The 26,911-nt window shown below is 73.5% G+C and carries 22 protein-coding genes and 2 pseudogenes; 21 read left to right on the top strand and 3 right to left on the bottom strand.

Annotated features, from left to right (window positions below; translation table 11 throughout):
- The 5 genes and pseudogenes from GPA10_RS10570 to GPA10_RS10550 form a co-directional block, all read left to right on the top strand.
- Window positions 1-396 (top strand): annotated as a pseudogene (locus tag GPA10_RS10570) (flavodoxin-dependent (E)-4-hydroxy-3-methylbut-2-enyl-diphosphate synthase); the annotation flags it as partial.
- Between the two features lie 56 nt (window positions 397-452).
- A pseudogene (gene dxs / locus GPA10_RS10565) lies at window positions 453-2,372 on the top strand (1-deoxy-D-xylulose-5-phosphate synthase); the annotation flags it as partial.
- A gap of 758 nt (window positions 2,373-3,130) precedes the next feature.
- Complete coding sequence (locus tag GPA10_RS10560; protein WP_425505714.1) at window positions 3,131-4,525, top strand: aspartate aminotransferase family protein; 1,395 nt, start codon at window positions 3,131-3,133, stop codon at window positions 4,523-4,525.
- A gap of 130 nt (window positions 4,526-4,655) precedes the next feature.
- Entirely contained in the window at window positions 4,656-5,300 is a 645-nt protein-coding gene (locus GPA10_RS10555) for a helix-turn-helix domain-containing protein (RefSeq protein WP_157165208.1), read from the top strand.
- 22 nt (window positions 5,301-5,322) lie between these two features.
- Window positions 5,323-5,445, top strand: a complete 123-nt coding sequence (locus tag GPA10_RS10550) for a DUF6126 family protein (protein WP_058847409.1) — start codon at window positions 5,323-5,325, stop codon at window positions 5,443-5,445.
- A gap of 43 nt (window positions 5,446-5,488) precedes the next feature.
- Here the strand turns inward: GPA10_RS10550 and GPA10_RS10545 are convergent, their stop codons facing one another.
- The gene (locus GPA10_RS10545; protein WP_343040634.1) at window positions 5,489-6,286 is read right to left on the bottom strand and encodes a tyrosine-protein phosphatase; all 798 of its coding nucleotides are present in this window, start codon (window positions 6,284-6,286) and stop codon (window positions 5,489-5,491) included.
- 301 nt (window positions 6,287-6,587) lie between these two features.
- Here GPA10_RS10545 and GPA10_RS10540 point away from each other — a divergent pair, with 301 nt between their 5' ends.
- The 3 genes from GPA10_RS10540 (at window position 6,588) to GPA10_RS10530 (ending at window position 10,581) form a co-directional block, all read left to right on the top strand.
- Window positions 6,588-8,723, top strand: coding sequence for an alpha-galactosidase (locus GPA10_RS10540; RefSeq protein ID WP_343040633.1), 2,136 nt, complete (start codon window positions 6,588-6,590; stop codon window positions 8,721-8,723).
- 78 nt (window positions 8,724-8,801) lie between these two features.
- Window positions 8,802-9,608 carry an SGNH/GDSL hydrolase family protein gene (locus GPA10_RS10535; RefSeq protein ID WP_058847406.1) on the top strand — a complete coding sequence of 269 codons (807 nt, stop codon included), beginning with the start codon at window positions 8,802-8,804 and terminating at the stop codon, window positions 9,606-9,608.
- A 148-nt stretch (window positions 9,609-9,756) separates the two neighbouring features.
- The gene (locus GPA10_RS10530; RefSeq protein WP_246258975.1) at window positions 9,757-10,581 is read left to right on the top strand and encodes an SIMPL domain-containing protein; all 825 of its coding nucleotides are present in this window, start codon (window positions 9,757-9,759) and stop codon (window positions 10,579-10,581) included.
- Window positions 10,582-10,636: 55 nt separating this feature from the next.
- Here GPA10_RS10530 and GPA10_RS10525 read toward each other — a convergent pair whose 3' ends face one another.
- A complete protein-coding gene (locus tag GPA10_RS10525) occupies window positions 10,637-11,248 on the bottom strand; it encodes a TetR/AcrR family transcriptional regulator (RefSeq protein ID WP_343040632.1) in 612 nt (203 codons plus the stop codon).
- A 184-nt stretch (window positions 11,249-11,432) separates the two neighbouring features.
- Here GPA10_RS10525 and GPA10_RS10520 point away from each other — a divergent pair, with 184 nt between their 5' ends.
- From GPA10_RS10520 to GPA10_RS10495, 6 genes are all read left to right on the top strand, one after another.
- Window positions 11,433-12,704: an MBL fold metallo-hydrolase gene (locus GPA10_RS10520; RefSeq protein ID WP_343040630.1), complete on the top strand. Its 1,272-nt coding sequence runs from the start codon at window positions 11,433-11,435 to the stop codon at window positions 12,702-12,704.
- A gap of 313 nt (window positions 12,705-13,017) precedes the next feature.
- Window positions 13,018-14,799, top strand: a complete 1,782-nt coding sequence (locus GPA10_RS10515; protein ID WP_157165206.1) for a sensor histidine kinase — start codon at window positions 13,018-13,020, stop codon at window positions 14,797-14,799.
- A gap of 143 nt (window positions 14,800-14,942) precedes the next feature.
- Window positions 14,943-15,377, top strand: a complete 435-nt coding sequence (locus GPA10_RS10510; RefSeq protein ID WP_058847402.1) for a roadblock/LC7 domain-containing protein — start codon at window positions 14,943-14,945, stop codon at window positions 15,375-15,377.
- A 2-nt stretch (window positions 15,378-15,379) separates the two neighbouring features.
- Complete coding sequence (locus GPA10_RS10505; RefSeq protein ID WP_343040629.1) at window positions 15,380-15,751, top strand: DUF742 domain-containing protein; 372 nt, start codon at window positions 15,380-15,382, stop codon at window positions 15,749-15,751.
- Window positions 15,729-16,328, top strand: a complete 600-nt coding sequence (locus GPA10_RS10500) for a GTP-binding protein (protein WP_157165205.1) — start codon at window positions 15,729-15,731, stop codon at window positions 16,326-16,328. Before GPA10_RS10505 ends, GPA10_RS10500 begins: the two co-directional genes overlap by 23 nt.
- 16 nt (window positions 16,329-16,344) lie before the next feature.
- Window positions 16,345-16,926 (top strand): GAF domain-containing protein, encoded by a 582-nt coding sequence (locus tag GPA10_RS10495; RefSeq protein WP_157165204.1) that lies wholly within the window; start codon window positions 16,345-16,347, stop codon window positions 16,924-16,926.
- Between the two features lie 122 nt (window positions 16,927-17,048).
- Here GPA10_RS10495 and GPA10_RS10490 read toward each other — a convergent pair whose 3' ends face one another.
- Window positions 17,049-18,962 (bottom strand): DUF2264 domain-containing protein, encoded by a 1,914-nt coding sequence (locus GPA10_RS10490; RefSeq protein ID WP_157165203.1) that lies wholly within the window; start codon window positions 18,960-18,962, stop codon window positions 17,049-17,051.
- 145 nt (window positions 18,963-19,107) lie between these two features.
- On the opposite strand from GPA10_RS10490, the gene GPA10_RS10485 reads away from it, so the two are divergent.
- The 7 genes from GPA10_RS10485 (at window position 19,108) to GPA10_RS10455 (ending at window position 26,858) form a co-directional block, all read left to right on the top strand.
- Entirely contained in the window at window positions 19,108-20,292 is a 1,185-nt protein-coding gene (locus GPA10_RS10485; RefSeq protein WP_157165202.1) for a Gfo/Idh/MocA family protein, read from the top strand.
- 256 nt (window positions 20,293-20,548) lie between these two features.
- Window positions 20,549-21,577, top strand: coding sequence for an L-threonine 3-dehydrogenase (tdh, locus tag GPA10_RS10480; protein WP_058847397.1), 1,029 nt, complete (start codon window positions 20,549-20,551; stop codon window positions 21,575-21,577).
- A gap of 55 nt (window positions 21,578-21,632) precedes the next feature.
- On the top strand, window positions 21,633-22,841 hold the full coding sequence (locus GPA10_RS10475) for a glycine C-acetyltransferase (protein ID WP_157165201.1): 1,209 nt from the start codon (window positions 21,633-21,635) through the stop codon (window positions 22,839-22,841).
- 54 nt (window positions 22,842-22,895) lie between these two features.
- Window positions 22,896-23,795 carry a LysR family transcriptional regulator gene (locus tag GPA10_RS10470; protein ID WP_157165200.1) on the top strand — a complete coding sequence of 300 codons (900 nt, stop codon included), beginning with the start codon at window positions 22,896-22,898 and terminating at the stop codon, window positions 23,793-23,795.
- Window positions 23,796-24,025: 230 nt separating this feature from the next.
- Window positions 24,026-25,021 (top strand): alpha/beta fold hydrolase, encoded by a 996-nt coding sequence (locus GPA10_RS10465; protein WP_157165199.1) that lies wholly within the window; start codon window positions 24,026-24,028, stop codon window positions 25,019-25,021.
- A 65-nt stretch (window positions 25,022-25,086) separates the two neighbouring features.
- Window positions 25,087-25,443, top strand: a complete 357-nt coding sequence (locus GPA10_RS10460; protein ID WP_058847393.1) for an MmcQ/YjbR family DNA-binding protein — start codon at window positions 25,087-25,089, stop codon at window positions 25,441-25,443.
- A 110-nt stretch (window positions 25,444-25,553) separates the two neighbouring features.
- On the top strand, window positions 25,554-26,858 hold the full coding sequence (locus GPA10_RS10455) for an MFS transporter (protein ID WP_157165198.1): 1,305 nt from the start codon (window positions 25,554-25,556) through the stop codon (window positions 26,856-26,858).
- Window positions 26,859-26,911: the final 53 nt, after the last annotated feature.

Below are 26,911 nucleotides of genomic sequence, written 5' to 3'. Positions count from 1 at the left end.
GCGGAGGAGGTCAAGGTCGGTATCCAGATCCTGGAGTCGCTGAATCTGCGTCAGCGGCGTCTGGAGATCGTGTCGTGTCCTTCGTGCGGGCGTGCGCAGGTGGATGTGTACAAGCTGGCCGACGAGGTGACGGCCGGGCTTGAGGGTATGGAGGTGCCGCTGCGCGTGGCGGTGATGGGCTGTGTGGTGAATGGTCCGGGTGAGGCGCGTGAGGCGGATCTGGGTGTGGCGTCGGGCAACGGCAAGGGGCAGATCTTCGTGAAGGGCGAGGTCATCAAGACCGTGCCGGAGTCGAAGATCGTGGAGACCCTGATCGACGAGGCCATGAAGATCGCCGAGCAGATGGCGGCCGAGGGTGTCCCGTCCGGGACACCCGACGTCACGGTCGGCCGGTGAGCGCGTCGTACGACCAGTGAGACGGTGAGTCGATCAATCAGTAAGGGGGCCCGAGCATGACCATCCTGGAGACGATCAGGGGGCCGCGCGACCTGAAGGCGCTGTCCGAGGCCGAACTGGGTGAGCTGGCGGCGGAGATCCGGGAGTTCCTGGTGCACGCGGTCGCCAGGACCGGCGGCCATCTCGGGCCCAACCTGGGGGTGGTGGAGCTCACCATCGCCCTGCACCGGGTCTTCGAGTCGCCGGTCGACCGCATCGTGTGGGACACCGGCCACCAGAGTTACGTGCACAAGCTGCTGACGGGTCGTCAGGACTTCTCGAAGCTGCGCGGCAAGGGCGGCCTGTCCGGCTATCCCTCGCGTGCGGAGTCCGTGCACGACATCGTCGAGAACAGCCACGCCTCGACCGCCCTCGGCTGGGCCGACGGCCTCGCCAAGGCCCACCAGGTGCTCGGCGAGCACGGGCACGTCGTGGCCGTCATCGGCGACGGGGCGCTCACCGGCGGCATGGCCTGGGAGGCACTGAACAACATCGCGGCCGCCAAGGACCGGCCGCTGATCATCGTCGTGAACGACAACGAGCGCTCCTACGCGCCCACCATCGGCGGCCTCGCCAACCATCTCGCGACCCTGCGCACCACCGACAGCTACGAGCAGGTCCTCGCCTGGGGCAAGGACGTCCTGCAGCGCACGCCCCTGATCGGCCGCACCCTGTACGAGTCGCTGCACGGCGCCAAGAAGGGCTTCAAGGACGCCTTCGCGCCGCAGGGCATGTTCGAGGACCTGGGCCTGAAGTACGTGGGGCCCATCGACGGCCACGACACCAAAGCCGTCGAGTCGGCGCTGCGGCGTGCGAAACGCTTCCACGGGCCGGTGCTCGTGCACTGCCTGACCGAGAAGGGCCGCGGCTACGAGCCCGCCCTCGCCGACGAGGCGGACCGCTTCCACACCGTCGGCGTCATGGACCCGCTCACCTGCGAGCCGCTCGCTCCGGCGGGCGGGCCCTCCTGGACCTCGGTGTTCGGCGAGGAGATCGTGCGGATCGGCGCCGAGCGCGAGGACGTCGTGGCGATCACGGCGGCCATGCTGCACCCGGTGGGGCTCACCGCGTTCGCCGAGGCCTATCCGGACCGGGTGTGGGACGTCGGGATCGCCGAGCAGCACGCCGCTGTCGCCGCCGCCGGGCTCGCCACGGGCGGGCTGCACCCCGTCGTCGCCGTCTACGCCACCTTCCTCAACCGCGCCTTCGACCAGCTCCTGATGGATGTCGCGCTGCACCGGTGCGGGGTGACGTTCGTCCTCGACCGGGCCGGGATCACCGGTGTCGACGGCGCCTCGCACAACGGCATGTGGGACCTGTCCGTCCTCCAGGTCGTCCCCGGCCTCAGGATCGCCGCGCCCCGCGACGCCGACCAGCTCCGGTCCCAGCTGCGCGAGGCCGTCGCCGTCGACGACGCGCCGACGCTGCTGCGGTTCCCGAAGGAGTCGGTGGGCCCGGCGATTCCCGCCGTGGGGCGGGTCGGGGGGATGGACGTGCTGCGCGGGGAGGTCGGTGCCGGTGCCGGTGCAGGTGCCGGAACCGTCGGCGCCGATGGTCTCGACGGCGTCGACGGCGCCGACGTCCTGCTCGTCGCCGTCGGCGTGATGGCGCCCGTGTGCCTCCAGGCCGCCGAGCTCCTCGCGGAGCGCGGCATCGGCTGCACGGTGGTCGACCCGCGCTGGGTGAAGCCCGTCGACCCGGAGCTGCCCCCGCTGGCGGCGCGCCACCGGCTCGTGGCGGTCGTCGAGGACAACAGCAAGGCGGCCGGGGTCGGCTCGGCGGTCGCGCTGGCCCTGGGGGAGGCCGAGGTGGACGTACCCGTGCGGCGCTTCGGCGTACCCGAACAGTTCCTGGCGCACGCCAAGCGCGGCGAGGTGCTGGCGGACCTGGGGCTCACCCCCGTCGAGATCGCGGGGAGCATCGGCGCGACGCTTGCCCGCAAGGGCGCCACCGGGGTGGCGGGTTCGGGCACTCGGGCCGTGGTGCCTGGCCAGGAGAGGACCGCCCCCAAGGGCCGGAAGAGGCCTGCGGCGGCCCGCAGGAAGAAGGCCGCGGTGCCCGGCGGGGCGGGTGCGGCCGACGCGCCCGGCGAGGTGGGTGAAGCTGCGGCGCCCCGCGGGGCGGGAACAGCCGACACGCCCGGCGGGGCGAGCACGGCCGCGGCGTCCGCCGAGGAGAACCGAGCATGACGAGTGCGAGCCGAGGAGAACCGGGCATGGCTGGTGCGAGTGGGGCGGGCGTGGCCGGCACGGGCGGGCCGGGCGTGGCCGACACGGGTGGGTCAGGTGTGTCCGGTACGGGTGGGTCGGGCGTGGCGGATACGGGCGGGTCAGGTGTGTCCGGTACGGGTGGGTCGGGCGTGGCGGACACGGGGGGGGCGGGCGTGGGCGACACGGGTGGGTCGGGCGTGGTGGACACGGGTGGGTCAGGTGTGTCCGGTACGGGTGGGTCGGGCGTGGTGGACACGGGCGGGTCAGGTGTGTCCGGTACGGGTGAGTCGGGCGTGGCGGACACGGGCGGGCCGGGCGTGGGCGACACGCACGGGCCAGGTGTGGGCGACACGGGCGGGCCAGGCGTGGCCGGTACGGGTGACTCGGGCGTGGTCGGCACGGGCGGGTCGGGCGCGGCCGGTACGGGCGGGCCAAGTGTGGGCGACACGCACGGGCCAAGTGTGGGCGACACGGGCGGGTCGGGCGTGGGCGGTGTGGGCAAGGGGTTCGATCTCGGAGGGCTGCTCGCCGCGCGTGGCGGTGAGCGGTACGACCTGCATGCCCGGTACCTCAACCACCAGCTGCCGCGCATGCTGCACACCATCGGCTTCGACAAGGTCTACGAGCGGGCCGAGGGCGCGTACTTCTGGGACGCCGACGGCAACGACTACCTGGACATGCTCGCCGGGTTCGGCGTCATGGGCCTCGGCCGGCACCACCCCGTGGTCCGCAAGGCCCTGCACGACGTCCTCGACGCCTCCCTCGCCGACCTGACCCGCTTCGACTGCCAGCCGCTGCCGGGCCTGCTCGCCGAGCGACTGCTCACCCACAGCCCGCACCTGGACCGGGTGTTCTTCGGCAACAGCGGCACCGAGGCCGTGGAGACGGCCCTGAAGTTCGCCAGGTACGCCACCGGCAGACCCCGCGTGCTCTACTGCGCGCACGCCTTCCACGGTCTGACCACCGGCTCCCTCTCGGTGAACGGCGAGACCGGTTTCCGGGACGGCTTCGCCCCGCTGCTCCCCGACACGGCGGTGCCGCTCGGCGACCTCGACGCGCTGCGCCGCGAGCTGGCCCGCGGGGACGTCGCCGCGCTGATCGTCGAGCCCGTCCAGGGCAAGGGCGTGCACGAGGCGCCGCCGGGCTATCTGCGCGCCGCGCAGGAACTGCTGCACCGGCACAAGGCGCTCCTCATCGCCGACGAGGTGCAGACGGGCCTCGGCAGGACCGGCGCCTTCTACGCCTACCAGCACGAGGAGGGCGTCGAGCCCGACCTGGTGTGCGTGGCCAAGGCGCTGTCCGGCGGCTATGTGCCGGTCGGCGCGACCCTCGGCAAGGACTGGATCTTCAAGAAGGTCTACTCGTCGATGGACCGCGTCCTCGTGCACTCGGCGAGCTTCGGGTCCAACGCGCAGGCCATGGCGGCGGGGCTCGCCGTCCTCGCGGTCATGCGGGACGAGAAGGTCGTCGAGAACGCGCGGGTGACGGGGGAGCTCCTGAAGTCACGGCTCGCCGCCCTCGTCGACCGCTACGAGCTGCTGAGGGAGGTGCGCGGGCGCGGCCTCATGGTCGGCATCGAGTTCGGCAGGCCACGGTCGCTGAAGCTGCGCAGCCGCTGGGCGATGCTCCAGGCGGCGCGCAAGGGCCTGTTCGCGCAGATGGTGGTCGTACCGCTGCTCCAGAAGCACCGCATCCTCACCCAGGTCTCCGGCGACCACCTGGAGGTCATCAAGCTGATCCCGCCGCTCACGGTGGGGGAGCGGGAGGTCGACCGGTTCGTCGAGGCCTTCACCGCCGTGATGGAGGACGCGCACGGCGGCGGCGGGCTGATGTGGGACTTCGGCAGGACACTGGTGAAGCAGGCGGTCGCCGGCAAGTAGACGGCCCCCAGGGGCGACTCTCCGAAGGCTTTCCGAAGACTGCCCGAAACCTCCCCGAAGACTCCCCGAAGGTTTTTGCCTCAGAGGCAAGAAAGTTGCCCCTGAGGCAACGCTCTGGCTGAATCGGAGCATGAACCCCGCCAATTCCGCCGATCCCGCCGAAGCGGTACCTGCGGTCGACGCCCTGCCCGCCGTCGCCCCCCAGCTCCGGGAGCTGCGCCGCCGCGCCGCCCTCACCCTGGAGGCGGCGGCCCGCGCGGCCGGTCTCTCGCCCGCGCACCTCTCCCGCCTGGAGACCGGACAGCGCCAGCCGTCGCTGCCCATGCTCCTCGCGCTGGCCCGTACCTACGGTACGACGGTCTCCGAGCTGCTCGGCGAGGCGCCCGCGGACCGGGACGCCGTCGTCCGCGCCCCGGACATGGAACCCACGGCGGCCGGCGGCTGGACGTACTGGCAGGCCGGCGCGCCCGGCCGGGGCATGCAGGCGCTGCGCGTGCACGTCCCGCACGGCGCGCAGGGCGACATCGTGCGGGTGCACGCGGGCGAGGAGTGGCTGTACGTCCTCACGGGGCGGCTGCGGCTCAGGCTCGGCGACACCGCGTACACGCTCGCCCCCGGGGACAGCGCGCACTTCGACTCGCTGACCCCGCACCGGATCGCCGCCGCCGACCCCGGCGGGGCCGACTTCCTCTTCGTCCACACCTTGCTGCAGAGCCCCGCCACCGCGCTGTGTCTCGGCGGCACCACCCAGGGAGGCAGACATGACGGAATCTGAACCGCGGGAGCCCGAGCGCCGGATGGCCCTGGAGGAGAAGTTCCCCCGCGCCCTGTGGGTCCGGCTGATCATCTATGTGGCCGTGGGGCACGTGTTCGCGTTCTTCGTCTATCTGCTGTTCGTGCTCGGCGGCAAGAACCAGTGAGGCCGGTGGGGCCCGTGCGGCCCGCGGCGGCCGGGCCCGGCCGTCAGTCCAGCAGGCGCTCGCGCAGCCGCTCCCGTGTTCCCGGCGTGAGGCCGAGGCCGCGCGTGAGGTAGGTCTCGGTGTCGCCCCAGGTCTGCTCGACGGTCTCGAAGGCCGCCGCCAGATACTCGGCGCGGGCGTCGAACAGCGGGCTCAGGAGCTCCAGGACCTCGGGGGACATCGCGTCCGCCGCCGAGCTGCTGCGGCGCACCTTGTACCGGCGGTGCGCGGCGTTCGACTTCAGGTAGTCCGCCAGGATCGCGTCGCGCTCCACGCCGACCGCGAGCAGCGTCACGGCTATGGAGAGGCCCGCCCGGTCCTTGCCCGCCGCACAGTGCATGAGCGCGGGAACGCTGTCCTCGGCGAGCGCGCCGAGGACCTGACCGTGCTCGGCCGTGCGCTCCCTGATGATCGTGCGGTACGAGGAGGACATCCGGCCCGCGGCCCGCCCGTCGGACAGCGCCGTGCGCAGCTGGTCCAGGTCGCCGTCGCGGACCATCTTCCAGAACGCGGCGCCGTCCGCGGGGTCGGACAGCGGCAGGTTCACGTTCCGCACGCCCGGCAGTTCCACGTCCGGGCCCTCCAGACGCTGGTCGGCGGCGTTGCGGAAGTCGAAGACCGTGTGCAGGCCGAGCGAGGTGAGGAACGCCGCGTCGGCGGCCGTGGCGTGCGCGAGATGGCCGCTGCGGAACAGCACGCCGTACCGCGTCCTGCGGCCGTCCACCGTCGGCAGCCCGCCCACGTCACGGAAGTTGCGCACGCCTGCGAGATCGGGCTCGGTCGACGGGACCTGCTGCGTCACTGGGGCTCCTCCTGCTCGGGCGGCGGCACGCGCCGGTCGTGGCGCCCTCGGCGAATCGTTGCGGCATCGGCGAATGTTGCGGCTTTGTTGCGCCTTCGACGATACGACATGGGTTCCTGAGGCAATCAGTCGTGCCGCAGGGGTGACCGGAGGCCCCCGCGGGGCGCGCCGGGACCGTGCGCGCGGGAGTACGCAGACGTTGCCCGGCGGACGCAGGGGCTCGAAGATGTGCGTACCCGGGCGTGCCGGGCATACCTGTGCGGATCCGTCCCGGCGGCTCCCCGGCGGCTGTGGAGGTGTGGTGATCGAAGTCGGCGCGGACGCCCGTACCTGGCTCCTCTCGGGCCCCGCCAGCAGCTACGCCCTGCGCCTCACGGACCGTGACGAGCTGCTGCATCTGCACTGGGGCCCGCGCATCGCGCTCGCGGACGCCGAGGCACTGGCCGCCGCGCCGGTGCCTCCCGAGCGGCCCTTCGAGTCCCGGCTCGACGGGCACGAGGAGTACCCCGTCGAGGGCGGCCCCCGCTTCGTGCGGCCCGCCCTCTCGGTGCGCGGCGCCGGGGTGCGCGGCACCGAATGGTCCTTCGCGACCTCGTACAGCGACACGGACGAACTGACGCTGACCTTCACCGACGCCGTGCACCGGCTCCGGATCACGCTCGGCTACCGGATGCGCGGCGACGTCGTGGAGCGGTACGTGGCCCTCGGCCACGAGGGCCCCGCGGGTGCCCCCGCTCTCGACATCCTGCGCGCCGACTCCGCGACCTGGACCCTGCCCGTGCGCGAGCACTGGCGCCTGTCGCAGCTGCACGGACGCTGGGCCGCGGAGTCCCGCCTCCAGCGGTCCGAACTCACCTACGGCGAGCGGGTCATCGGCAGCAGGCGCGGGCACACCGGGCATCAGCACCTGCCCTGGGTGGCCCTCGACGCGGACGGCGCCACCGAGGAGCACGGCGAGGTCTACGGCTGCGCCCTCGCCTGGTCGGGGTCGTGGCGGATCGCCGTGCACCAACTCCCGGACGGCGCCGTGCAGATCACCGGCGGCAGCGGGCACGACGACTCCGGGCAGCTGCGGCTCGCACCCGGCGCCACCGTCGTCACGCCCGTCTTCGCGGGGCTGTGGAGCGGGCGCGGGTTCGGTGGGGCGAGCCGCGCCTGGCACGCGTACCAGCGCGAGCACGTCATCCCGTACGGGGGCGAGGTGCGGCCAGTGCTCTACAACTCCTGGGAGGCCACCGGCTTCGACATCTGCGAGGAGCAGCAGCGGGAGCTCGCCGGGCGCGCCGCCGCGCTCGGCGTGGAGCTGTTCGTCGTCGACGACGCGTGGTTCGGGGCGCGGGTGTCCGACCGGGCGGGTCTCGGCGACTGGACGCCCAACCCCGACCGCTTCCCGCACGGGCTCGCGCCGCTCGCCGAGGAGGTGCACGCCCTCGGCATGCGGTTCGGGATCTGGGTCGAGCCGGAGATGGTCAACGCCGACAGCGACCTGTACCGCGCCCACCCCGACTGGGTGCAGCACCACCCCGGCCGCACCCGCACCGAGTACCGCAACCAGCTCGTCCTCAACCTGGCCCGCGACGACGTCCGGGCCCACCTGTGGGAACGCCTCGACGCCCTGCTGTCCTCCGCCCCGATCGACTATGTGAAATGGGACTTCAACCGCTGCTTCACCGACCCGGGCTGGCCCGGCGCGCCGGATCCGCAGCGGCTGTGGGACGCGCACGTGCACGCCTTCTACGACCTGCTCGACCGGCTGCGGGCCGCGCACCCCGGCGTCGCCTTCGAGTCCTGCTCGGGCGGTGGCGGCCGCGTCGACCTCGGCGTCCTCGCCCGTACCGACCAGGTCTGGACGTCCGACAACACCGACCCCCTCGACCGGCTCGCCATCCAGCACGGCTTCAGCCAGCTCCACCCCGCGCGCGCCATGGCCGCCTGGGTCACCGACAGCCCCAACACCCAGCTCAACGGCCGCGTCAGCCCGCTCCGCCTCCGCTTCGTCAGCGCCCTCGCCGGGGTACTCGGCATCGGCGGCGACCTGACCCGCTGGAGCGCGGACGAACTCGCCGAGGCCCGCGCGTGGATCGCCCTGTACAAGGACATCAGGACCGTCGTCCAACTCGGCGACCTGTACCGCCTGCGCGCCCCCGACGGCGGGCCGAGCGCTGTGCAGTACGTGCTCGGGGACGAGGCCGTGGTGCTCGCCGTGCTCCCCGCGCAGGCGTACGGGCAGGAGCCCGCGCCCCTCAGGCTGCGGGGCCTCGACCCGGCCGCCGCGTATCTGTGCCGCGAGACGGGCGCGGTGCACCGGGGCGCGGTGCTGCTCCACCACGGGCTGCGCACCGGACTGCGCGGCGACCTGGACGCGGCGGTGTTCCGGCTGCGGCGGGTGCGGGCCGACCAGGGTTCCGGCGCGTATTCCGGGTTGGTGGAAACTTGACCAATGGCTTATCTCACCCCCCGTCAACCCCTTATTACGGTGGCGTAGGTCACTTGGCGGAAGGAAAGATGTGACGACGTGACAGCAGAGTCGACAACCTTCAGAAAACACGCCATCACGGACACCTACACCTCCTACGCAGCGGTCGGCGACAGCTTCACCGAAGGCGTGGGGGACCCCGGGCCCGACGGCGCCTTCGTCGGCTGGGCCGACCGGCTCGCCGTCCTGCTCGACGACCGCGTGCCCGAGCACTCCTTCCGGTACGCGAATCTCGCCGTGCGCGGCAAACTCCTCGACCAGATCGTCGCGGACCAGGTCCCGCGGGCCAAGGAGCTCGGCCCCGACGTGGTCACGTTCGCCGCGGGCGGCAACGACATCATCCGCCCCGGCACCGACCCCGACGAGGTCGCCGAGCGCTTCGAGTCGGCCGTCGCGGACCTCGCGTCCGCCGTCGGCACCGTCGTCGTCACCACCGGCTTCGACACCCGGGGCGTGCCGCTCCTCAAGCATCTGCGCGGCAAGATAGCCACGTACAACGGCCACGTCCGCGCGGTCGCCGACCGCTACGGCTGCCCGGTGCTCGACCTGTGGTCCCTGAAGTCCGTACAGGACCGGCGCGCCTGGGACGCCGACCGGCTGCACCTGTCGCCCGAGGGCCACACGCGCGTCGCCATGCGGGCCGGACAGGTGCTCGGCATCGAGGTGCCCGCCGACCCGGAGCAGCCCTGGCCGCCGCTGCCGCCGCGCGGCCCCCTGGAAGGGCGGCGCGACGACATCCACTGGGCGCGCGAGCACCTCGTTCCGTGGATCGGCAGGAGGCTGCGGGGCGAGTCGTCGGGTGACCACGTCGCGGCGAAGCGCCCCGACCTGATGCCCCTGCTCTGAGAACTGCGCGGGGGTGCGGGCTGGACCGGTGAGGTGACAGGGCGGGAGTGGCGGAGCCGTGCGCGGGCGCGCGGGTGCTGGGATGTCGGCCAGCCGCCGTCCCCGCAGGGGCAGGCGGAAGCCCGCCACAGCGGAAGGACTCCCGCCCATGCCCGCAGCCCCTCACCCACTTGTGCCCGCAGCCCTGCGGGCGGCCGTGCCCGCGGCCTCGCGGCTGCTCCCCTCCCTGCGCGCGCTCACCGCAGCGCTGGCCGCGCTGGTCGTCGTCGGGCTGCCCGTAGCCCTCGCGGGGCCCGCTGCGGCCGCCCCCGCAGGCGGGGCCACCTCCGCGGTCATCAGCCCCGAGCCCGCCCCGGCCACGGTGACCGTCACCGGTACGGGCTCCGCCAGCGCCGCGCCCGACCTGGCCGTGGTCGGCTTGGCCGTGGAGGTCACCGCGCCGACGGCGGAGAAGGCGCTGGCCGCGCAGCACGCCGCCGCCGACGCGCTGCTCGGCGCGCTGCGCGGGCAGCGGGTCGCCGACCGGGACATCCGCACGGACAGCCTGGAGCTCTCGGCCGTGTACGAGGACCGCGGCGGGGTGTCCAAGCTCAACGGGTACCGGGCCGCGCAGAGCCTCAGCGTGAAGGTCCGCGAGCTGCGCCGCACCGGCCGGGTCATCAAGGCGGCGGCGGCCTCCGCTGGGGACGCCGTACGCATCAACGGCGTGTCCTTCGACCTCGCCGACGCCCGCCCGCTGCGCGCACAGGCCCGCCGCGCCGCGCACGAGGACGCCCGCGCCAAGGCCGAGCACTACGCGAGCCTGACCGGCAGCAGCCTCGGCCGCCTGGTCTCCCTCAACGAGGCCGAGTCGAGCGCCCCCCGCCCCCTCGCGGTCTCCCCGGCGGCCTTCGCCAAGCAGGACGGCGTGCCGCTGGCACCGGGGGAGATCGAGGACACGGTGTCGGTGGTGGCGGTGTACGAGTTGCGGTGAGGGGCTGAGGGGCCGGGACCGAATCCAGGGCGGGGGCCGGGGCCGGCGGGTGGCGTCAGCGGCCGAAGTCCGCGGGAGACAGGCCGAGTTCCCGCGCCAGCGCCTCGTCCGCCCAGGAGCGGGCCCGGGCGCGGGAGACCGCGCCGGGGTAGGCGGTCATCTGGACGGCGAGGCCGTCGAGGAAGGCGGTCAGGCGCAGGGCCGCCCCGTCGGGGTCGGGGCAGCGGAACTCACCCGCGGCCACGCCCTCCCCGATGACCTCGGCGAGCGCCGCCTTCCACCGGCGGTCAAGATCACGGGTGACCGACCGCAGCGCGGGCTCGCGCAGGGCCGACGCCCACCCCTCGATCCACAGCCGCCACCCCTTGGCCGGACCCGTCGGCGCGTACCAGCGCACGGCCGCACGCAGTCGGCGCGTCGCGGAGGTGCGGCGGCCGAGGACCTTGTGCAACTGGGCCAGATCGCTCTCGGCGGCGTGCGCGAACGCGGCGGCGACGAGCTCGTCCTTGGTGGCGAAGTGGTACAGGACCAGGGCGTTGCTCACGCCGAGCACGGCCGCGACGTCCGCGATGCGTACGGCCGCCACCCCCCGCACCTCGATCTGCTCGACGGTGGCGGCCAGCAGCTCCGCCCGCCGCTCCGCCACGCTCAACCGCACTCTTGTCACGCCGTGCACCCTACCTACGCGCGTCACGCAGCGATGACGCACGTCACGCCGGTCGCACGCCGCGTGCTCGCCGGGTCGTGGCCACCCCTCGGGCCCCCTCCGGCCCGGGGACGGGCCCGAGGGGCGGCCGGGGAGGGGGAGCACATAATGGGGGAGCCTGAGCAATTCTGTTTCTGGAGGTGCCGTGTCCCGGTTCTCGAGCTCCCGGCTGCGTTCGCTGCGGTCCGCCGCGTTCGGTGCGGATCCCACGGGCGAGCGCCTCGCGCGCATCCGCCGCTCGCCGAACTTCGCCGACGGCTCGTTCCAGAACCCGGTGGGGGCGAGGACCAGACCGTCCGGGTCCGCCCTGGAGTTCGCGAAGATCTACTTCCGCAAGGAGGAGCGGGCCCGCCGCGCCCCGTCGTACCCGGTGCCGGTGCACGCGACGACCCTCGCCGACCTCGCCGGGCCCCCGGCGAGCGGGCTCCGGCTCACCTGGATGGGGCACTCCAGCGTCCTCGCCGAGATCGACGGGCGCCGGGTGCTCTTCGACCCCGTGTGGGGCGAGCGCTGTTCGCCGTTCCCCTTCGCGGGACCGAAGCGGCTGCACCCGGTGCCGGTGCCCCTGGCGGCGCTCGGCCCGGTCGACGCGGTCGTCATCTCGCACGACCACTACGACCACCTGGACATGCCCAGCGTCAAGGCCCTCGCCGGCACGGACACGGTCTTCGCGGTGCCGCTCGGCGTCGGCGCGCACCTGGAGCACTGGGGGGTGCCCGCGGACCGGGTGCGCGAGCTCGACTGGCACGAGTCCACGGAGATCGGCGGCCTGACCCTCACGGCGACGCCCGCCCGGCACTTCTGCGGCCGCGGCCTGCGCAACCAGCAGCACACGCTGTGGGCGTCCTGGACCGTGCGCGGCCCCGAGCACCGGATCTTCCACAGCGGGGACACCGGCTACTTCCCCGGGTTCGCGGACATCGGCGCCGAGCACGGCCCGTTCGACGCCACGATGATCCAGATCGGTGCGTACTCGGACTTCTGGCCCGACATCCACATGCGCCCCGACGAGGGCATGCGCGCCCACCTCGACCTCCAGGGCGGCAGGCCGCACGGCGTGTTCCTGCCCATCCACTGGGGCACGTTCAACCTCGCGCCGCACCCCTGGGCGGAGCCGGGCGAGGGCACGCTGGCCGCGGCCCGTGCCGAGGGCGCCCCGGTCGCCCTGCCGATCCCCGGCGAGCCCTTCGAGCCGACGTCCGACTCCGTGCCCGACCTGCCGTGGTGGCGGGCCTTCGCCGGGGACGCGGCGAAGGCCCACGAGGCCTCCGGAACCCCGGCCGCCCCGGGGGCCGCGGGCGCCGCGGAGAGCCCCTCGGAGAGCCCCGCGGAGGGCGTCACCGACGGCGGTCCGGGCGCGCCCCGGCGCAAGCCGAGGCCGAACACCGCCGGCCCCGAGGTCGCCGGAGTGGGCTGACCCTCCTGCCCGACCGCCGGCGCGGAGCCGCGGTCGGCGCACGGCCGACGGTGCGGGGAACGGACGTGCGACCCCGCGCCGCTCGACCGTGCGAGCGTTTTCGGGCAACTGTGCGAGGGCTCATACCGGAGCGGGACGCTGCCCGCCCGAGTTGGTCAACTGCCCACCGCACGTCCCACGTCGCCGACTACCGTGAGTGGCCGTCGGGCGACGCAGGGATCACATCAGGGCCTGCCGGCCGGCATCGCGATGCCATCGACGATGCGCCGCAGCGGTCCGCCGCGGCGTCCGTCGCAACGTACCGAGGACGCTGATGTCTCACCTTCGCGCACCGGCAGCACGCGCAGACCGCCGGGAGGGCGGCCGGCACGGCAGGTCCGGGAGCCGCGCCGCGCCGCCGCTGCCCGAGGCCCGCATACGGCCCCAGCTCCTGCGCATCGCCGTGCTGCCCGCCGTCGCGGTGGGCCTGTGCGGCACCGCCGCCGTGCTCTCGCTGCTCCAGGCGGCCGGGGACCGCCCGCGTCCGCCGCTGATCGCCGCGCTCTCCGCCGCCGCGGTCCTCGGGCTCGGGTGCGTCGCGGTCGCCGCCGTCGCCGCCGACCGGGCCGCCAGGTCGATGCGCGACCGTGTCGTCGGGCTGCGCCGCGCCACCGCCCGTGGCCAGGCGGAGCTGCACGAACTCGTCGAGCAGTTGCGCCGCGGCGGGACCCCGCTCGCACGGGGGCCCAAGGCCGCCCGGCACGCGGGCCCGGCCGCGGGCGACGCCGACGAGTTCGGGCTGCTCGCCGAGGAGATGTCGCGGGCGCACGACGGCGCCGTCACCGCCGTCGTGCAGGCCGCGCAGCTCTCCAGCCAGGCCGGCAGCGAGCAGAAGGTGGAGGTCTTCGTCAATCTCGCCCGGCGGCTTCAGTCCCTGGTGCACCGCGAGATCTCCCTCCTCGACGAGCTGGAGAACACCGTCGAGGACCCCGAACTGCTCAAGGGCCTGTTCCACATCGACCACCTCGCCACCCGCATCCGGCGGCACGCGGAGAACCTCGCCGTGCTCGGCGGCGCCGTGTCCCGGCGCCAGTGGAGCAGGCCGGTGACCATGACGGAGGTGCTGCGGTCCGCCATCGCGGAGGTGGAGCAGTACTCCCGGGTCAAACTGGTGCCGCCGATCGAGGGCAGTCTGCGCGGGCACGTCGTCGCCGACGTCATCCACCTGCTCGCCGAACTCATCGAGAACGCCACCGTGTTCTCCGCCCCGCACACCCAGGTCCTGCTGCGCGCCGATCTGGTGACCGCGGGGCTCGCCGTCGAGGTCGAGGACCGCGGGCTCGGCATGACCCTCGCCGAGCAGAACCGGATGAACCGGCTGCTCGCCGACCCCGATCAGGTCGACGTCGCGAGTCTGCTCCAGGACGGGCGCATCGGGCTCTTCGTCGTGTCCGCGCTGGCCCGCAGGCACGGCATCGCGGTGCGGTTGCAGTCCAACATCTACGGCGGGGTGCAGGCCGTCCTGATCGTGCCCCAGGAACTCCTCGGCGCCGCACAGGACGACGACGCTCCGGCCGCCGCCCGCGCCACCACCAGGGCCGTACCCGCGACCGCCGCGACCGGCCTCGTACCCCCACGCCAGGAACCCGCCCTGCCCCCGGCCGCGTCGCCGTACGCGACCCCGGCCCCGTACGGTGCGGACCCGGCGTGCGCCACGGACGCGAACCCCGCGAACGCGACCCCCGCCCCGCCCACCGCCGCCACCCCGCCGGCCCCCCTGCCCGTACGGGAACCGCGAGGCGACCGGCCCACCCCGGCCGACGCCGTGCCGGGGATCCGGCCCGAGGACCGGGAGAGTGCCCTGCGGTACACCGCCTCGCCGCCGGTGCCCCGGAACGGGGCCGTGCGCGGCCGGGTCGGCAGGCCGCAGCTTCCCCGGCGGCGCGCCCAGGAACATCTCGCGCCCCAGTTGCGCGATGCCCGCGCGCCCCGTCCTGAGGACGATCACGTCGGTCACGACCCGGGGCTGATGGCCGCCTTCCAGCGCGGTATCGGCCTCGCGCAGGCGGCCGAGCCGCGCGACGTGCCGACCGCCAGGGCCGACCGGAGCGGCTGACCCCGACACCGACAACGCCGAGAGCGCAGCCCACGCCTCTCACGCCGACAACGCCGACAACGCCGACAACACCGACAACGCCGACAACGCCGACAACGCCGAGAACATCGAGAACCCCCCGTACTTCAAGGAGTCGATCCCCCATGGCGAGCGATGCGCCGACCGGCCAGGTATCCGATCTCGACTGGCTGATGAGCGGCCTCGTGCAGCGCGTGCCGCACACCCGGAGCGCCGTCCTGCTCTCCTGCGACGGACTCGTGAAGTCGGTCCACGGCCTCGACCCGGACAGCGCCGACCACATGGCGGCCCTGGCCTCGGGGCTGTACTCGCTGGGGCGCAGCGCGGGCCTGCGCTTCGGGGACGGCGGGGACGTGCGCCAAGTGGTCGTGGAGCTGGACTCGACGCTCCTGTTCGTGTCCACCGCGGGTTCCGGCACCTGCCTCGCCGTCCTCGCGGGGCGCGACGCGGACGCCGCCGTCCTCGGGTACGAGATGGCGATGCTCGTGAAGAGCGTGCGGCCCTACCTGGTCACGGCGCCGCGGCAGAGCGCCGCCGAGCCCGCCTCGATGAGGACCTGAGCGTGGGGGCCCCGCACGACGGGCCGTGGCTCGACGACGCCGCGGGGCGGCTCATCCGCCCCTACACGGTCAGCGGCGGACGCACCAGACCCACGGCGGACCTCGATCTGCTGTCGCAGGTGCGGATGACCGGAACGGTCCCGGCCGGCTATCTGGGGCCCGAGCACGCGCAGGCGCTCGGCATGTGCGAGGCCCCCACGTCCGTCGCCGAGATCGCCGCCCAGCTGAAGCTGCCCGCGGTGGTCGCCAAGGTGATCCTCTCCGACCTCGTCGACTGCGGGGCCCTCACGACCAGGGCCCCGGACTACTACCACCACCCAACTGACCGGTCCCTGTTGGAGGCAGTGCTCGATGGACTACGACGACAGCTCTGAGCCCTTCCCCACCGCGCTGAAAATCCTCGTCGCGGGCGGGTTCGGGGTCGGCAAGACGACCTTCGTGGGCGCGGTGAGCGAGATCGCGCCGCTGAGCACGGAGGAGTTGCTCACGACGGTCAGCGAGGGCACCGACGACCTGTCGGGCGTGGAGAACAAGACCACGACGACCGTCGCCATGGACTTCGGCCGCATCACCCTCGACCCCCAGCACGTCCTGTACCTGTTCGGCACCCCCGGGCAGGAGCGCTTCTGGTTCATGTGGGACGAACTGTCCGAGGGCGCGCTCGGCGCGGTGGTCCTCGCGGACACCCGCCGCCTGGAGGACTGCTTCGCCGCCGTCGACTTCTTCGAGCAGCGCGGCATGGGTTTCGTCGTCGCCGTCAACGAGTTCGACGGCGCCCACCGCTACGAGCCGGAGGAGGTGCGCGCGGCCATCGACCTCGACCCGGAGGTGCCGGTGGTCCGCTGCGATGCCCGCATCTCCAGCTCCGGCGTCCAGACGCTCCTCACCCTCGTACGCCACCTGCTCGCCCACGCGCCCGCCACCTCCACCTACGGAGCCCGCACCACATGACCCCTGGAGCACGCCGATGACGTACGAAGCGACCGGCAGGCTGCTGCTCACCCCGGTCGACAAGCAGGCACCGGCACGGGTGCGGCGGCTGCGGGAGCTGGGCCTCGGGGAGCTGTCCGAACCCGCGCTCGACGCGTTCGCCGAACGGCTCGCGCGGGTCCTCGACGCGCCCTACGCCATGGTCAACTTCATCGGTGAGGAACAGCAGTTCTTCGCCGGCCTGCACACGCCGCAGCCCGCGCCGCCCCGCGACCGGGCGGCGGAGCCGGGCACGGGGGTCGTGGGGCGGCACATGGCGCGCGAGCGCGGCTACTGCCCGCACGTGGTGGTGCGGGGCAGAGCGCTGGCCCTGGAGGACGTCGGCGACTTCCCGAGGTTCGCGGGCAATCCGGTCGTCGACGAGCTGGGGATCCGCTCCTATCTGGGCGCGCCCCTCCTCGACCGGTCGGGTCTCGCGCTCGGTACGGTGTGCGTCGCCGATGTGCGGCCGCGGCCCTGGGGGCACGAGGGGCTCGACACCATCAAGTCGATGGCGGCCGAACTCACCGGCCGCATCCTGCGGCGCGAGGACGAGGGGAACGCCGACGCCCCGCTGTGACACCGCCGCGTGCCGCCACCGGCCCCGCTGCGACAACAACGGCCCGCTGCGCCGCCACCGGACCCGCTGCGACAACAACGGCCCGCTGCGCCGCCACCGGCCCCGCTGTGACGCCCTTCCGTCTAGAGGGTCAGCTCCTCTCCGTCGGGGAACGCGATCCGCACCGTCCCGTCCCGCACGGTGCACCCGATCGCCTGCCGCAGGACCTCCGGACGCACCTCGTCCCGGGTGAGCGCGACCACGGTGACGTGGACACTCGCGCCGCCCGGGTGGTCGGGCGCGAGGAGGCACGGCGTGGCCGAGTGCGGGCCGAAGGCGTTGGCCTGCACCTCGCGGACCACGTCGCCCGCCGCGTCGCCCCAGCCGTGCAGCGCCACGACCGCGCTGGTCAGCCCCCCGTCCGTACGTGCGAGCGCCCAGCCGCTGCCGCGCTCGACGCGCGGCGGTGTCCCGTCCGCCACCGCGTACCCGCCTTCGCGGACCGTCGCGCCCGCGGGCGCCCGCACCCGGTGCACGCGGATCTCCCACGGCCCGTACAGCGCGCTGGTGGTGTGGATCGGATACGTGTCGCCGGTGCCGGGGAAGCACGCGTCGTGGCGGGAGGAGGCGATGCGCCCCGCGCAGGTCAGCGGGTGGATGCGGCGGCGGCGTGAGGCGGTGCCGTCCGCGGCGAGCAGCGCCAGGTGGCTGTCCGCGGCCCGGTCCCAGGCGCGCGGCGCCGTCTCCGGGGCCGTCGCGGTCGAGTAGGCGAACTTGGCGTAGTGCGGGTCGTCGGTGGCCGGTGCCTCGTCGTCGTCCGGGGGGTTGTGGTCGCTGCCGTGGTTGACGAGGCGGACGATGCCGTCGTGCCGGGTGCCGTGCAGCAGCCAGCCCGGTTGGGGGAGCGCCGTGTACCGGTCGGACTCCTCGACGGGGAGCGGGAGTTCGCGGTCCGTCCACACCGGGTGGTCCGCGGGCAGCAGCAGACCGAGGAACCCCTTGCTCGCCCAGTACGGCGACGCCGGTCCCGAGTACGCCTGCGTCGACGGCAGATGGGTCCCGTACCAGCCGAGCGGCAGCAGCCCCCGCTCGTCGGGAACCCCGCGCTCCACGAAGTGCCGGGCCGTCCCCGAGGCAAGGCGCCGGGTCAGGCCCGGAGCGAGCGGCGAGCAGTCCGCGAGGGCGCCCAGCCACACCGGCGCCGTGACGGCGAGGCGGTAGGCGAGGGAGCGGCCCTGGTGCACGGGCGCGCCGTCGGCGCCGAAGAAGTGCGGGTAGGTCTCGAGGAACCGGGCCAGGCGCTCCCGGTAGACCTCGCCGCGGCCGCCGTCGCCGTCCGGGCCCGCCATCCGCGCCCAGAGCAGCGGGTACAGGTGCAGGGCCCAGCCGACGTAGTAGTCGTAGTTGCGGCCGTCGCCGTCGCTGTACCAGCCGTCGCCGCGGTACCAGTCCTCGATGCGGTCGAGGCCCCCGTCGATGTCGGCCTGCCGGTGCGGCGCGCCCACCGAGGCGAGGAACTGCTCCGCCACCACCTGGAACAGGCGCCAGTTGTTGTCCCAGGTGCGGGCGGAGACGAAGCCGGAGAGCCAGTCGACGACGCGCTCCCGCACCCCGGTGTCGAGCCGGTCCCAGATCCACGGCCTGGTCTCGTGCAGCCCGATCGCGACGGACGCCGCCTCCACCATCTGCTGCGAGCAGTCCGTGAGTTCCGGCCAGGTCTCGCCGCCGCCCGCCCCGGCCGCACCCCGTCGCTCCGTGCCCGCCGCGATGCCCTGCGCATACCGTTCCACCAGCGCCGGGTCCACCGCGCCGCCCGCACCCGCGATGCGGAACGAGGCCAGCAGGAAGGACCGGGCGAAGCCCTCCAGGCCGTCGGAGACGACCCCCGACCAGCTTCCGCGCCCCGGCAGGCGGTACTGCGCGAACCGCGGCGTCGCGTACGGCAGGAGCGCCTCCAACTGCCGGTCGGCGAGTGCCTCCCAGTGCGCCCGGGTCCAGCCGGTCAAGGGGGAGCGGACACGGTCGGCGGGCGGCAGGGTCAGGTGGGGTGCGGTCATGGACAGCAAGCGTGTACTGCGGCGAGGCTGTACGCCAGATGCTGCCCGGAAGGAAGTGCAAGGAGGTGGCCACGAGGATCCCCTGAACCGCTAGAAATCGCTTTCTGTCTTGTCTCTGCCGACCTCCGCACAGGAAAGGCACCCCATGACCGACCTCCGTCTCGGCGTACTCGGCTACGGCCTGCGTGGCTCGCTCGCCCGCACCGCGCACCGGCCCGGCGCGGGCTTTCGCGTCACCGCCCTCGCCGACCCCGACCCGGCGGCCCGTGCCGCCGCCGCCCGGGACTTCCCCGGAGCCCGGATATCCGCCGACCACCGCAAGGTGACCGAGGACGCCGACGTCGACGCCCTCGTCCTCCTCACCCCCGACCACACCCACGCCGCGCTCGCCTGCGAGGCGCTGCGCGGCGGCAAGCCCGTGTTCGTGGAGAAGCCCCTCGCCACCGACATCGAGTCCTGCGACGCGATCCTGCGCACCGCGTACGAGAGCGGCACCCGGCTGTACGTGGGGCACAACATGCGCCACATGCCGGTCGTCCGGCTGATGCGGGACATCGTCGCGCGCGGCGAGATCGGCGCCGTGAAGACCGTCTGGGTGCGGCACTTCGTCGCCTACGGCGGCGACTGGTACTTCAAGGACTGGCACGCCGAACGGCGGTACACCAACGGTCTGCTGCTCCAGAAGGCCGCGCACGACATCGACGTGCTGCACTGGCTCGCGGGCGGCTACACCCGTCAGGTGCAGGCGCTCGGCGACCTCATGGTCTACGGCGACAACCCGCACCGCCGCGCGCCCGGCGAGCCCAAGGCCGGCGACTGGTACACCGAGGACGGCCACTGGCCGCCGGACACCCAGCGCGCCCTGAACCCCGTCATCGACGTCGAGGACGTGTCCCTGGTCAACATGCGCCTGGACAACGGTGTCCTCGCGGCCTACCAGCAGTGCCACTTCACGCCCGACTACTGGCGCAACTACACCGTCATCGGTGACGCGGGCCGCCTGGAGAACTTCGGCGACGGACCCGGCGGCGTCGTGAAGGTGTGGAACAGCCGGCGCTCGCCGCACCGTACGGACGGGGACGCCGAGTACGCGGTGCCGGACGTGCCGGACGACGACGAGCACGGCGGCGCGGATCCGCTGCTCGTCGCGGAGTTCGTGCGCTTCGCCAAGGACGGCGGAGCCACCGACACCTCGCCGGTCGCCGCGCGCATGGCCGTCGCCGCCGGGGTGCGGGCCACCCAGTCGCTGCGGGACGGCGGCAGGCCGCGCGAGGTACCGGAACTCGATCCGGAGCTGGTCGCCTACTTCGCCCGGGGGCAGGTCCGCTAGGCCTGTCCCGCGCTTCCCCCGGCGGGCCCGCGTGCGGGCGGGCCACCGGGACCCGGTCTGAAGCGAACCCGGTCTGAAGCAAACCCGGTCTGAAGGAAAGCTGCGACAGCGCTTAAGAAATCCTCGATGGACCAGGGCCGCGAGGTACGGAAGATTGCTGTGCGTCGGTGTGCGACCGGTGTGGGCCACCGGTACGGGACGTGCGCGAGTCGTACGGGACGCCGGCGACCCCCTGAGGCACGACAGGAGCCGTCGCGTGAAAGCGCTGGTCAAGGAGAAAGCGGAGCCGGGTCTCCGACTGATGGAGGTACCGGAGCCGGAGATCGGCGCCGGGGACGTACTGATCAAGGTGCTTCGCACCGGCATCTGCGGTACCGACCTGCACATCCGGGCCTGGGACGGCTGGGCCCAGCAGACCATCGCGGCGCCGCTCGTCGTCGGGCACGAGTTCGTCGGCGAGGTCGTCGAGACCGGCCACGACGTCGCCGACATCAAGGCGGGCGACCTGGTCAGCGGCGAGGGCCACCTGGTCTGCGGCAAGTGCCGCAACTGTCTCGCCGGACGCCGCCACCTGTGCCGCGCCACCGTCGGCCTGGGCGTCGGCCGCGACGGTGCCTTCGCCGAGTACGTCGCGCTGCCCGCCTCCAACGTGTGGGTGCACCGGGTGCCGGTGGACCTGGACGTCGCCGCGATCTTCGACCCGTTCGGCAACGCCGTGCACACCGCGCTCTCCTTCCCGCTGGTCGGCGAGGACGTGCTGATCACCGGCGCCGGACCCATCGGCCTGATGGCCGCCGCCGTCGCCAAGCACGCGGGCGCCCGCAACGTCGTCATCACCGACGTCAGCGAGGAGCGCCTGCAACTCGCCCGCAAGACCGGTGTCAGCCTCGCGCTCAATGTCGCCGAGTCGACCATCGCCGACGGCCAGCGCGCGCTCGGTCTGCGCGAGGGCTTCGACATCGGCCTGGAGATGTCCGGCAATCCGCGCGCGATGCGCGACATGGTCGCCAACATGACCCACGGCGGCAAGATCGCCATGCTCGGCCTGCCCGCCGAGGAGTTCGCCGTCGACTGGGCCCGGATCGTCACCTCGATGATCACCATCAAGGGCATCTACGGCCGTGAGATGTTCGAGACCTGGTACGCCATGTCGGTGCTGCTCGAAGGCGGCCTCGACCTCGCCCCCGTGATCACGGGACGGTACGGGTACCGCGACTTCCAGGAGGCCTTCGACGACGCGGCGAGCGGCCGCGGCGGCAAGGTCATCCTCGACTGGACCGCCTGAGCCGCACGGCTCGGCCCTGCCCCCCGAACTCCCTCACCCCGCGAAGGACTTCTCGATGTTCGACTCCGTACGCGACGACCTCGCCGCCACCCTCGACGAGATCCGCGCCGCCGGTCTGCACAAGCCCGAGCGCGTCATCGGCACCCCGCAGTCCGCGACGGTCGCCGTCACCTCGGGCGGCCGCCCCGGCGAGGTGCTGAACTTCTGCGCGAACAACTACCTCGGCCTCGCCGACCACCCCGAGGTGATCGCCGCCGCGCACGAGGCGCTCGACCGCTGGGGCTACGGCATGGCGTCCGTACGCTTCATCTGCGGCACCCAGGAGGTGCACAAGGAACTGGAGGCGCGGCTCTCGGCGTTCCTCGGCCAGGAGGACACGATCCTCTACTCCTCCTGCTTCGACGCCAACGGCGGTGTCTTCGAGACCCTGCTCGGCGCGGAGGACGCGGTGATCTCCGACGCCCTCAACCACGCCTCGATCATCGACGGCATCCGCCTGTCCAAGGCCCGCCGGTTCCGCTACGCCAACCGCGACATGGCCGACCTGGAGAAGCAGCTCAAGGAGGCCACCGAGGGCGGCGCCCGGCGCAAGCTGATCGTCACCGACGGCGTGTTCTCCATGGACGGCTACGTCGCCCCGCTCGCCGACATCTGCGACCTCGCCGAGCGCTACGACGCCATGGTCATGGTCGACGACTCGCACGCCGTCGGCTTCGTCGGCCCCGGCGGCCGGGGCACGCCCGAGCTGCACGGCGTCATGGACCGCGTCGACGTCATCACCGGCACGCTCGGCAAGGCGCTCGGCGGTGCCTCCGGCGGGTATGTCGCCGCGCGCGCCGAGATCGTCGCCCTGCTGCGCCAGCGTTCGCGCCCCTACCTCTTCTCCAACACCCTCGCCCCCGTCATCGCGGCTGCCTCGCTGAAGGTCCTCGACCTCCTTGAGTCGGCCGGTGACCTGCGGGAACGCCTCGTCGCGAACACCGCTCTGTTCCGGTCCCGGATGTCCGCCGAGGGCTTCGACGTACTTCCCGGCGACCACGCGATCGCGCCCGTCATGATCGGCGACGCGGCGGTGGCGGGCCGCATGGCCGAGCTTCTCCTGGAGCGCGGCGTGTACGTGATCGGCTTCTCCTACCCCGTCGTCCCGCAGGGGCAGGCCCGGATCCGGGTGCAGCTCTCCGCCGCGCATTCCGCTCAGGACGTGGACCGGGCGGTCGACGCCTTTGTCGCTGCGCGGGCCGAGCTGGGCCCGACGGGGGTGTAGCTCGAACGCCGGAAGGGCTGAGGGCCCCCGGCGGGCGGGTGCGAGAATGCGGGCATGATCGAAGCTCGGCGGCTGCACATCCTGCGCGCGGTGGCGGACCACCGGACCGTCACCGCCGCCGCAGCCGCCCTGTACCTCACGCCCTCGGCCGTCTCCCAGCAGCTCACCGCCCTGGAGCAGGAGACGGGCCACCGCCTGGTGGAGCGCTCCGCCAGGGGGGTGCGCCTCACCCCGGCCGGCGAGATCCTGCTGGCCCACACGAACGCCGTCCTCGCCCAGCTGGAGCGCGCGGAGGCCGAGCTGGCCGCGTACAGCTCCGGTGCGGCGGGCACGGTGACCCTCGCGTCCTTCGCCACCGGCATCGGACTCGTCGTGGCCCCCGCCCTCGCCTGGCTGGCCGAGACCGCGCCCGGGATCCGGGTGCGGGTCCAGGACGCCGAGGGCGACGCCAGCCTGCCGATGGTCCTCGACCGGCAGGTGGACGTCGCCGTGGCCGTGGAGTACCGGGGCGCGCCCGGCGCCGACGACTCCCGGCTCACCCGCGTCGCGCTGTACGCCGAGCCGTTCGACGCCGTGCTGCCCGGCGGGCACCGCGCGGCCGACAGCGAGCGGATCCCCCTCGCCGAGCTGGCCAAGGACCCGTGGATCGGGCCCTTCCCCGGCAACCCCTGCCACGACGTGGTGGTGCTCGCCTGTGAGCAGGCCGGGTTCCAGCCGGTCCTGGAACACACGTCGGACGACTTCCGGGCGGTCGTCGCGCTGGCCGCGGCGGGCGCGGGCGTCGCCCTCGTACCGCGATCGGCGCTGCGGGGCATGGAGGTCACCGGCGCCGTGGTCCGGCCCGTGGACGGCAACGCGCCCACACGACGGGTCTTCGCCGCGGTGCGCACGGGTGCGGAGGGCCATCCGCTGATCGCTCCCGTGCTCGACGCGCTGGGCGAAGCGGCCGGATAGCGGCAGCCGCCCGGAAGCAGCGGACGGGACGTGCACGCATTCCGCCGATGGCGGCGTGCTGAGCGCTGTGGTGGTTGGTGTACTTCCGGCGGTGGAACGAACGCTCTATCCGATGCTGCTGTTCGCTCAGGCCGGGCCGGGGATCGCCGTCGGCACGCCGTTCGGTACGGGATTGACACCACGTGGGCGGGGCAGGGTGTGCCGCACAGCCCACGTCAAGGAGAACGCCGATGCCGGACCACGACCACGCCACCGGGGCAGGGGTCACCCACACCGCGGGACTGCTGAACGCGCCCGACGGCGTGCCCGTCGCCACCTACACCTGGCTGCCCGCCGAGGCCAGGCCCCGCGCGGTCGTGCAGATCGCGCACGGCGCCGCCGAGCACGGCCTGCGCTACGACCGCTTCGCCCGCCACCTGGCCCGGCACGGGTACGGGGTCGTCGCCTCCGACCACCGGGGCCACGGAGCCACTGCCCAGTCCACGGGCGGCTACGGGGTGACCGACACCACCGGCACCACCGGCGACGCAGCCCTGGATTCCGGGGCCGACAGCTGGCGGGCCGTCGTCGACGACCTGAAGGCCATCGGCGACCAGGTCCGCGCCCTGCACCCGGACGTCCCGGTCGTGCTGCTCGGCCACAGCCTGGGCTCGATGCTCGCGCGCGACTACGCCCAGGAGTACCCGGACACCCTCACCGGACTGATCCTCTCCGGTACGTTCCGCTCGCTGCCGGGCGCCGAGACCGACACGGCGCTCGCCCGGCTCGGCGCGGAGATCACCGAGGGCGGCAGGGCGGCGCCCTCGTCGTTCGTCGGGGAGCTCTTCGCCTCCTTCAACGACCCCTTCGCGCACCGCACCGGCTTCGAGTGGCTCTCCCGCGACGAGGCGGAGGTCGACGCGTACGCGGCCGACGAGCGCTGCGGCTTCGCCTTCTCGGCGGGCCTCTCGTACGACTGGATCCGCGCCGTCCGAAAGATCAACGACCCGCGGAACCTGGCCCGGATCCCCGCCGACCTGCCCGTGCACGTCGCCGTCGGCACCGAGGACCCCTGCAACCAGCGGATGACGCTCGTGTACGAACTCCTCGAGGACTTCCGGTACGCGGGTGTGCAGGACCTGACCTGGAAGGGGTACGAGGGCGCGCGGCACGAGATCCTCAACGAGACGAACAGGGACGAGGTGCAGCAGGACCTGACGGACTGGCTGGACGCGCGGATTCCGTGAGCCGGGGTCCGCGACGGCGGACTTCGCGAGGACGATTGTCAGTCGGGTTGGCTACCGTTCTGGCCATGGTCAACGCCGACGACGTACGCCGCACCGCGCTCGCCCTCCCGGACACCACGGAGAAGGTCGCCTGGTCCATGCCGACCTTCAGGGTCGCGGGAAAGATGTTCGCCACGCTCCCCGAGGACGAGACGTCCATCGCGGTGCGCTGCCCGAAGCTGGAGCGCGACGAACTGGCGCTCGCCGAGCCGGACAAGTTCTGGATCGCGGAGCACGAGGCGAGCTTCGCCTGGGTGCGGGTGCGCCTCAAAGCCGTGGACCAGGAGGAGCTCGGCGACATCCTCGCCGACTCCTGGCGCCAGGCCGCGCCCACCCGACTCCTCGACGCGCACCCGGAGTTGGGGTTGCCCGCGGGGGAGTGAGCCGCGCGCCGCCCACCCGCCGGCGGCGGAAATCCGGCTGAGCGTGGCCGGATCCCGTGGCATGATCCTGCGCGGTCGTGACGTCGGGCGGTGTCAGCGGAGGGGCGGAGATGACAGGGGAGTCGTCGGGGGACAGGGGGTCGGGGGACATACGGGGCGCGCGCGGGCTGTGGAGCCGGGACTTCGGGCTCTTCTTCGTGGCACGCGCCGTGGCCAAGCTAGGTGACACCATGCTGCCGGTCGCCCTGGCGGCCGGAATGCTGCGGCACGGATACGGGGCGGGTGCCGTCGGCCTCGCGATGGCCGCGACCGCCGCCTGCTTCGCCGGGCTCGTCGTCTTCGGAGGGGTCTTCGCCGACCGGTTCAGCACCCGCCTGCTGATGATCGGCGCCGACGCCGTACGGCTCGTCACACAGTCGCTCGCGGCCGTCTTCTTCCTCACCGGACGCGTGGTGCTCTGGGAGATCTGCCTGATCGGCGCCGTCAACGGCGCCGCGGCCGCCGTCTTCCAGCCCGGCGTCGCGAGCACCGTGCCCCGGCTCGCGGCGGACGTGCAGAAGGCCAACGGCACCATCCGCGTGGCCGAGTCCGGCGCGCAGCTCGCCGGGCCCGCCGTCGCCGGTGTGCTCGTCGGCGTGGCCTCGCCCGCCGCCGTCTTCGCCGCGCACGCGGGCACGTACGCGCTGAGCGCCCTGTGTCTGCTGCTGCTCAGGCTGCCGCCCGCCGCGCCCGGCACGCACGGGCCGAGCCTCGGCTTCAGGAAGGACCTCGCCGTCGGCTGGCGGGAGTTCCGCGCGCGCACCTGGCTCTGGGGCGTGATCGCCATCTGGTGCGTCCTGATGATCACGACGACGGGCCCCGCGACGCCCCTGGTCGCCGTCACCGTCGTCGAGGAGCACGGCTCGGGCGCCTACGGCCTGGTCAACTCGGCCCTCGGCGCCGGGACGGTGATCGGCGGCCTGGTCGCCCTGCGGCTGCGGCCCCGCCGGATGCTGCGGGCCGGGGCCTGCGCCCTCATCGGCTTCGCCGCGTTTCCGGCTGCCGTCGGGGCGCAGCTCGGTGTGGGGCTCATGGCGGCGGGGGCCGCGGTCGCGGGGGCCGGTACGTCGTTCTGGGCGGTGATGTGGGCCACGAGCGTCCAGACGCAGGTGCCGCCGGACGTTCTCAACCGCATCCACGCGTACGACGTCGCCGGGTCCCTGGCGATGCTGCCCGTCGGGCAGGCGCTTGCCGGGCCTGCGGCCGGGCTGCTCGGGGCGGAGCGGGTGCTTCTGATCGGGGCCGGGATGACGTTGGTGGTGTGTGCGGCGCTGTTGGCCGTGCCGGCGATCCGGGGGTTGGTGCGGGTGGAGTCGGCACTTCGCGCCTCGTCCTCGAACGCCGGACGGGTCGGCAACAGCCCCTCCGGCGTTTGAGGAGCGGGGGCTGGGGCGGAGCCCCGGTTTCGGGAGCCCGCCGCGGGAACCCC

The organism is Streptomyces typhae (assembly GCF_009755605.1).
GTDB classification, from domain to species: Bacteria; Actinomycetota; Actinomycetes; order Streptomycetales; family Streptomycetaceae; genus Streptomyces; species Streptomyces typhae.
The sequence above is the reverse complement of the archived record's forward strand: the minus strand, read 5'-3'. Positions and strand labels throughout refer to the sequence as shown.

What these genes read in the sequence shown, in the direction of transcription:
- GPA10_RS10530 (WP_246258975.1), top strand. Translation starts at nt 9,757, where the DNA reads ATGCCCGCAGCCCCTCACCCACTTGTGCCCGCAGCCCTGCGGGCGGCC.
- GPA10_RS10465 (WP_157165199.1), top strand. Translation starts at nt 24,026, where the DNA reads ATGCCGGACCACGACCACGCCACCGGGGCAGGGGTCACCCACACCGCG.
- GPA10_RS10500 (WP_157165205.1), top strand. Translation starts at nt 15,729, where the DNA reads ATGGACTACGACGACAGCTCTGAGCCCTTCCCCACCGCGCTGAAAATC.
- GPA10_RS10515 (WP_157165206.1), top strand. Translation starts at nt 13,018, where the DNA reads ATGTCTCACCTTCGCGCACCGGCAGCACGCGCAGACCGCCGGGAGGGC.
- GPA10_RS10495 (WP_157165204.1), top strand. Translation starts at nt 16,345, where the DNA reads ATGACGTACGAAGCGACCGGCAGGCTGCTGCTCACCCCGGTCGACAAG.
- GPA10_RS10510 (WP_058847402.1), top strand. Translation starts at nt 14,943, where the DNA reads ATGGCGAGCGATGCGCCGACCGGCCAGGTATCCGATCTCGACTGGCTG.
- GPA10_RS10470 (WP_157165200.1), top strand. Translation starts at nt 22,896, where the DNA reads ATGATCGAAGCTCGGCGGCTGCACATCCTGCGCGCGGTGGCGGACCAC.
- GPA10_RS10455 (WP_157165198.1), top strand. Translation starts at nt 25,554, where the DNA reads ATGACAGGGGAGTCGTCGGGGGACAGGGGGTCGGGGGACATACGGGGC.
- GPA10_RS10550 (WP_058847409.1), top strand. Translation starts at nt 5,323, where the DNA reads ATGGCCCTGGAGGAGAAGTTCCCCCGCGCCCTGTGGGTCCGGCTGATC.
- GPA10_RS10460 (WP_058847393.1), top strand. Translation starts at nt 25,087, where the DNA reads ATGGTCAACGCCGACGACGTACGCCGCACCGCGCTCGCCCTCCCGGAC.
- GPA10_RS10485 (WP_157165202.1), top strand. Translation starts at nt 19,108, where the DNA reads ATGACCGACCTCCGTCTCGGCGTACTCGGCTACGGCCTGCGTGGCTCG.
- GPA10_RS10475 (WP_157165201.1), top strand. Translation starts at nt 21,633, where the DNA reads ATGTTCGACTCCGTACGCGACGACCTCGCCGCCACCCTCGACGAGATC.
- GPA10_RS10490 (WP_157165203.1), bottom strand. Translation starts at nt 18,962, where the DNA reads ATGACCGCACCCCACCTGACCCTGCCGCCCGCCGACCGTGTCCGCTCC.
- GPA10_RS10555 (WP_157165208.1), top strand. Translation starts at nt 4,656, where the DNA reads ATGAACCCCGCCAATTCCGCCGATCCCGCCGAAGCGGTACCTGCGGTC.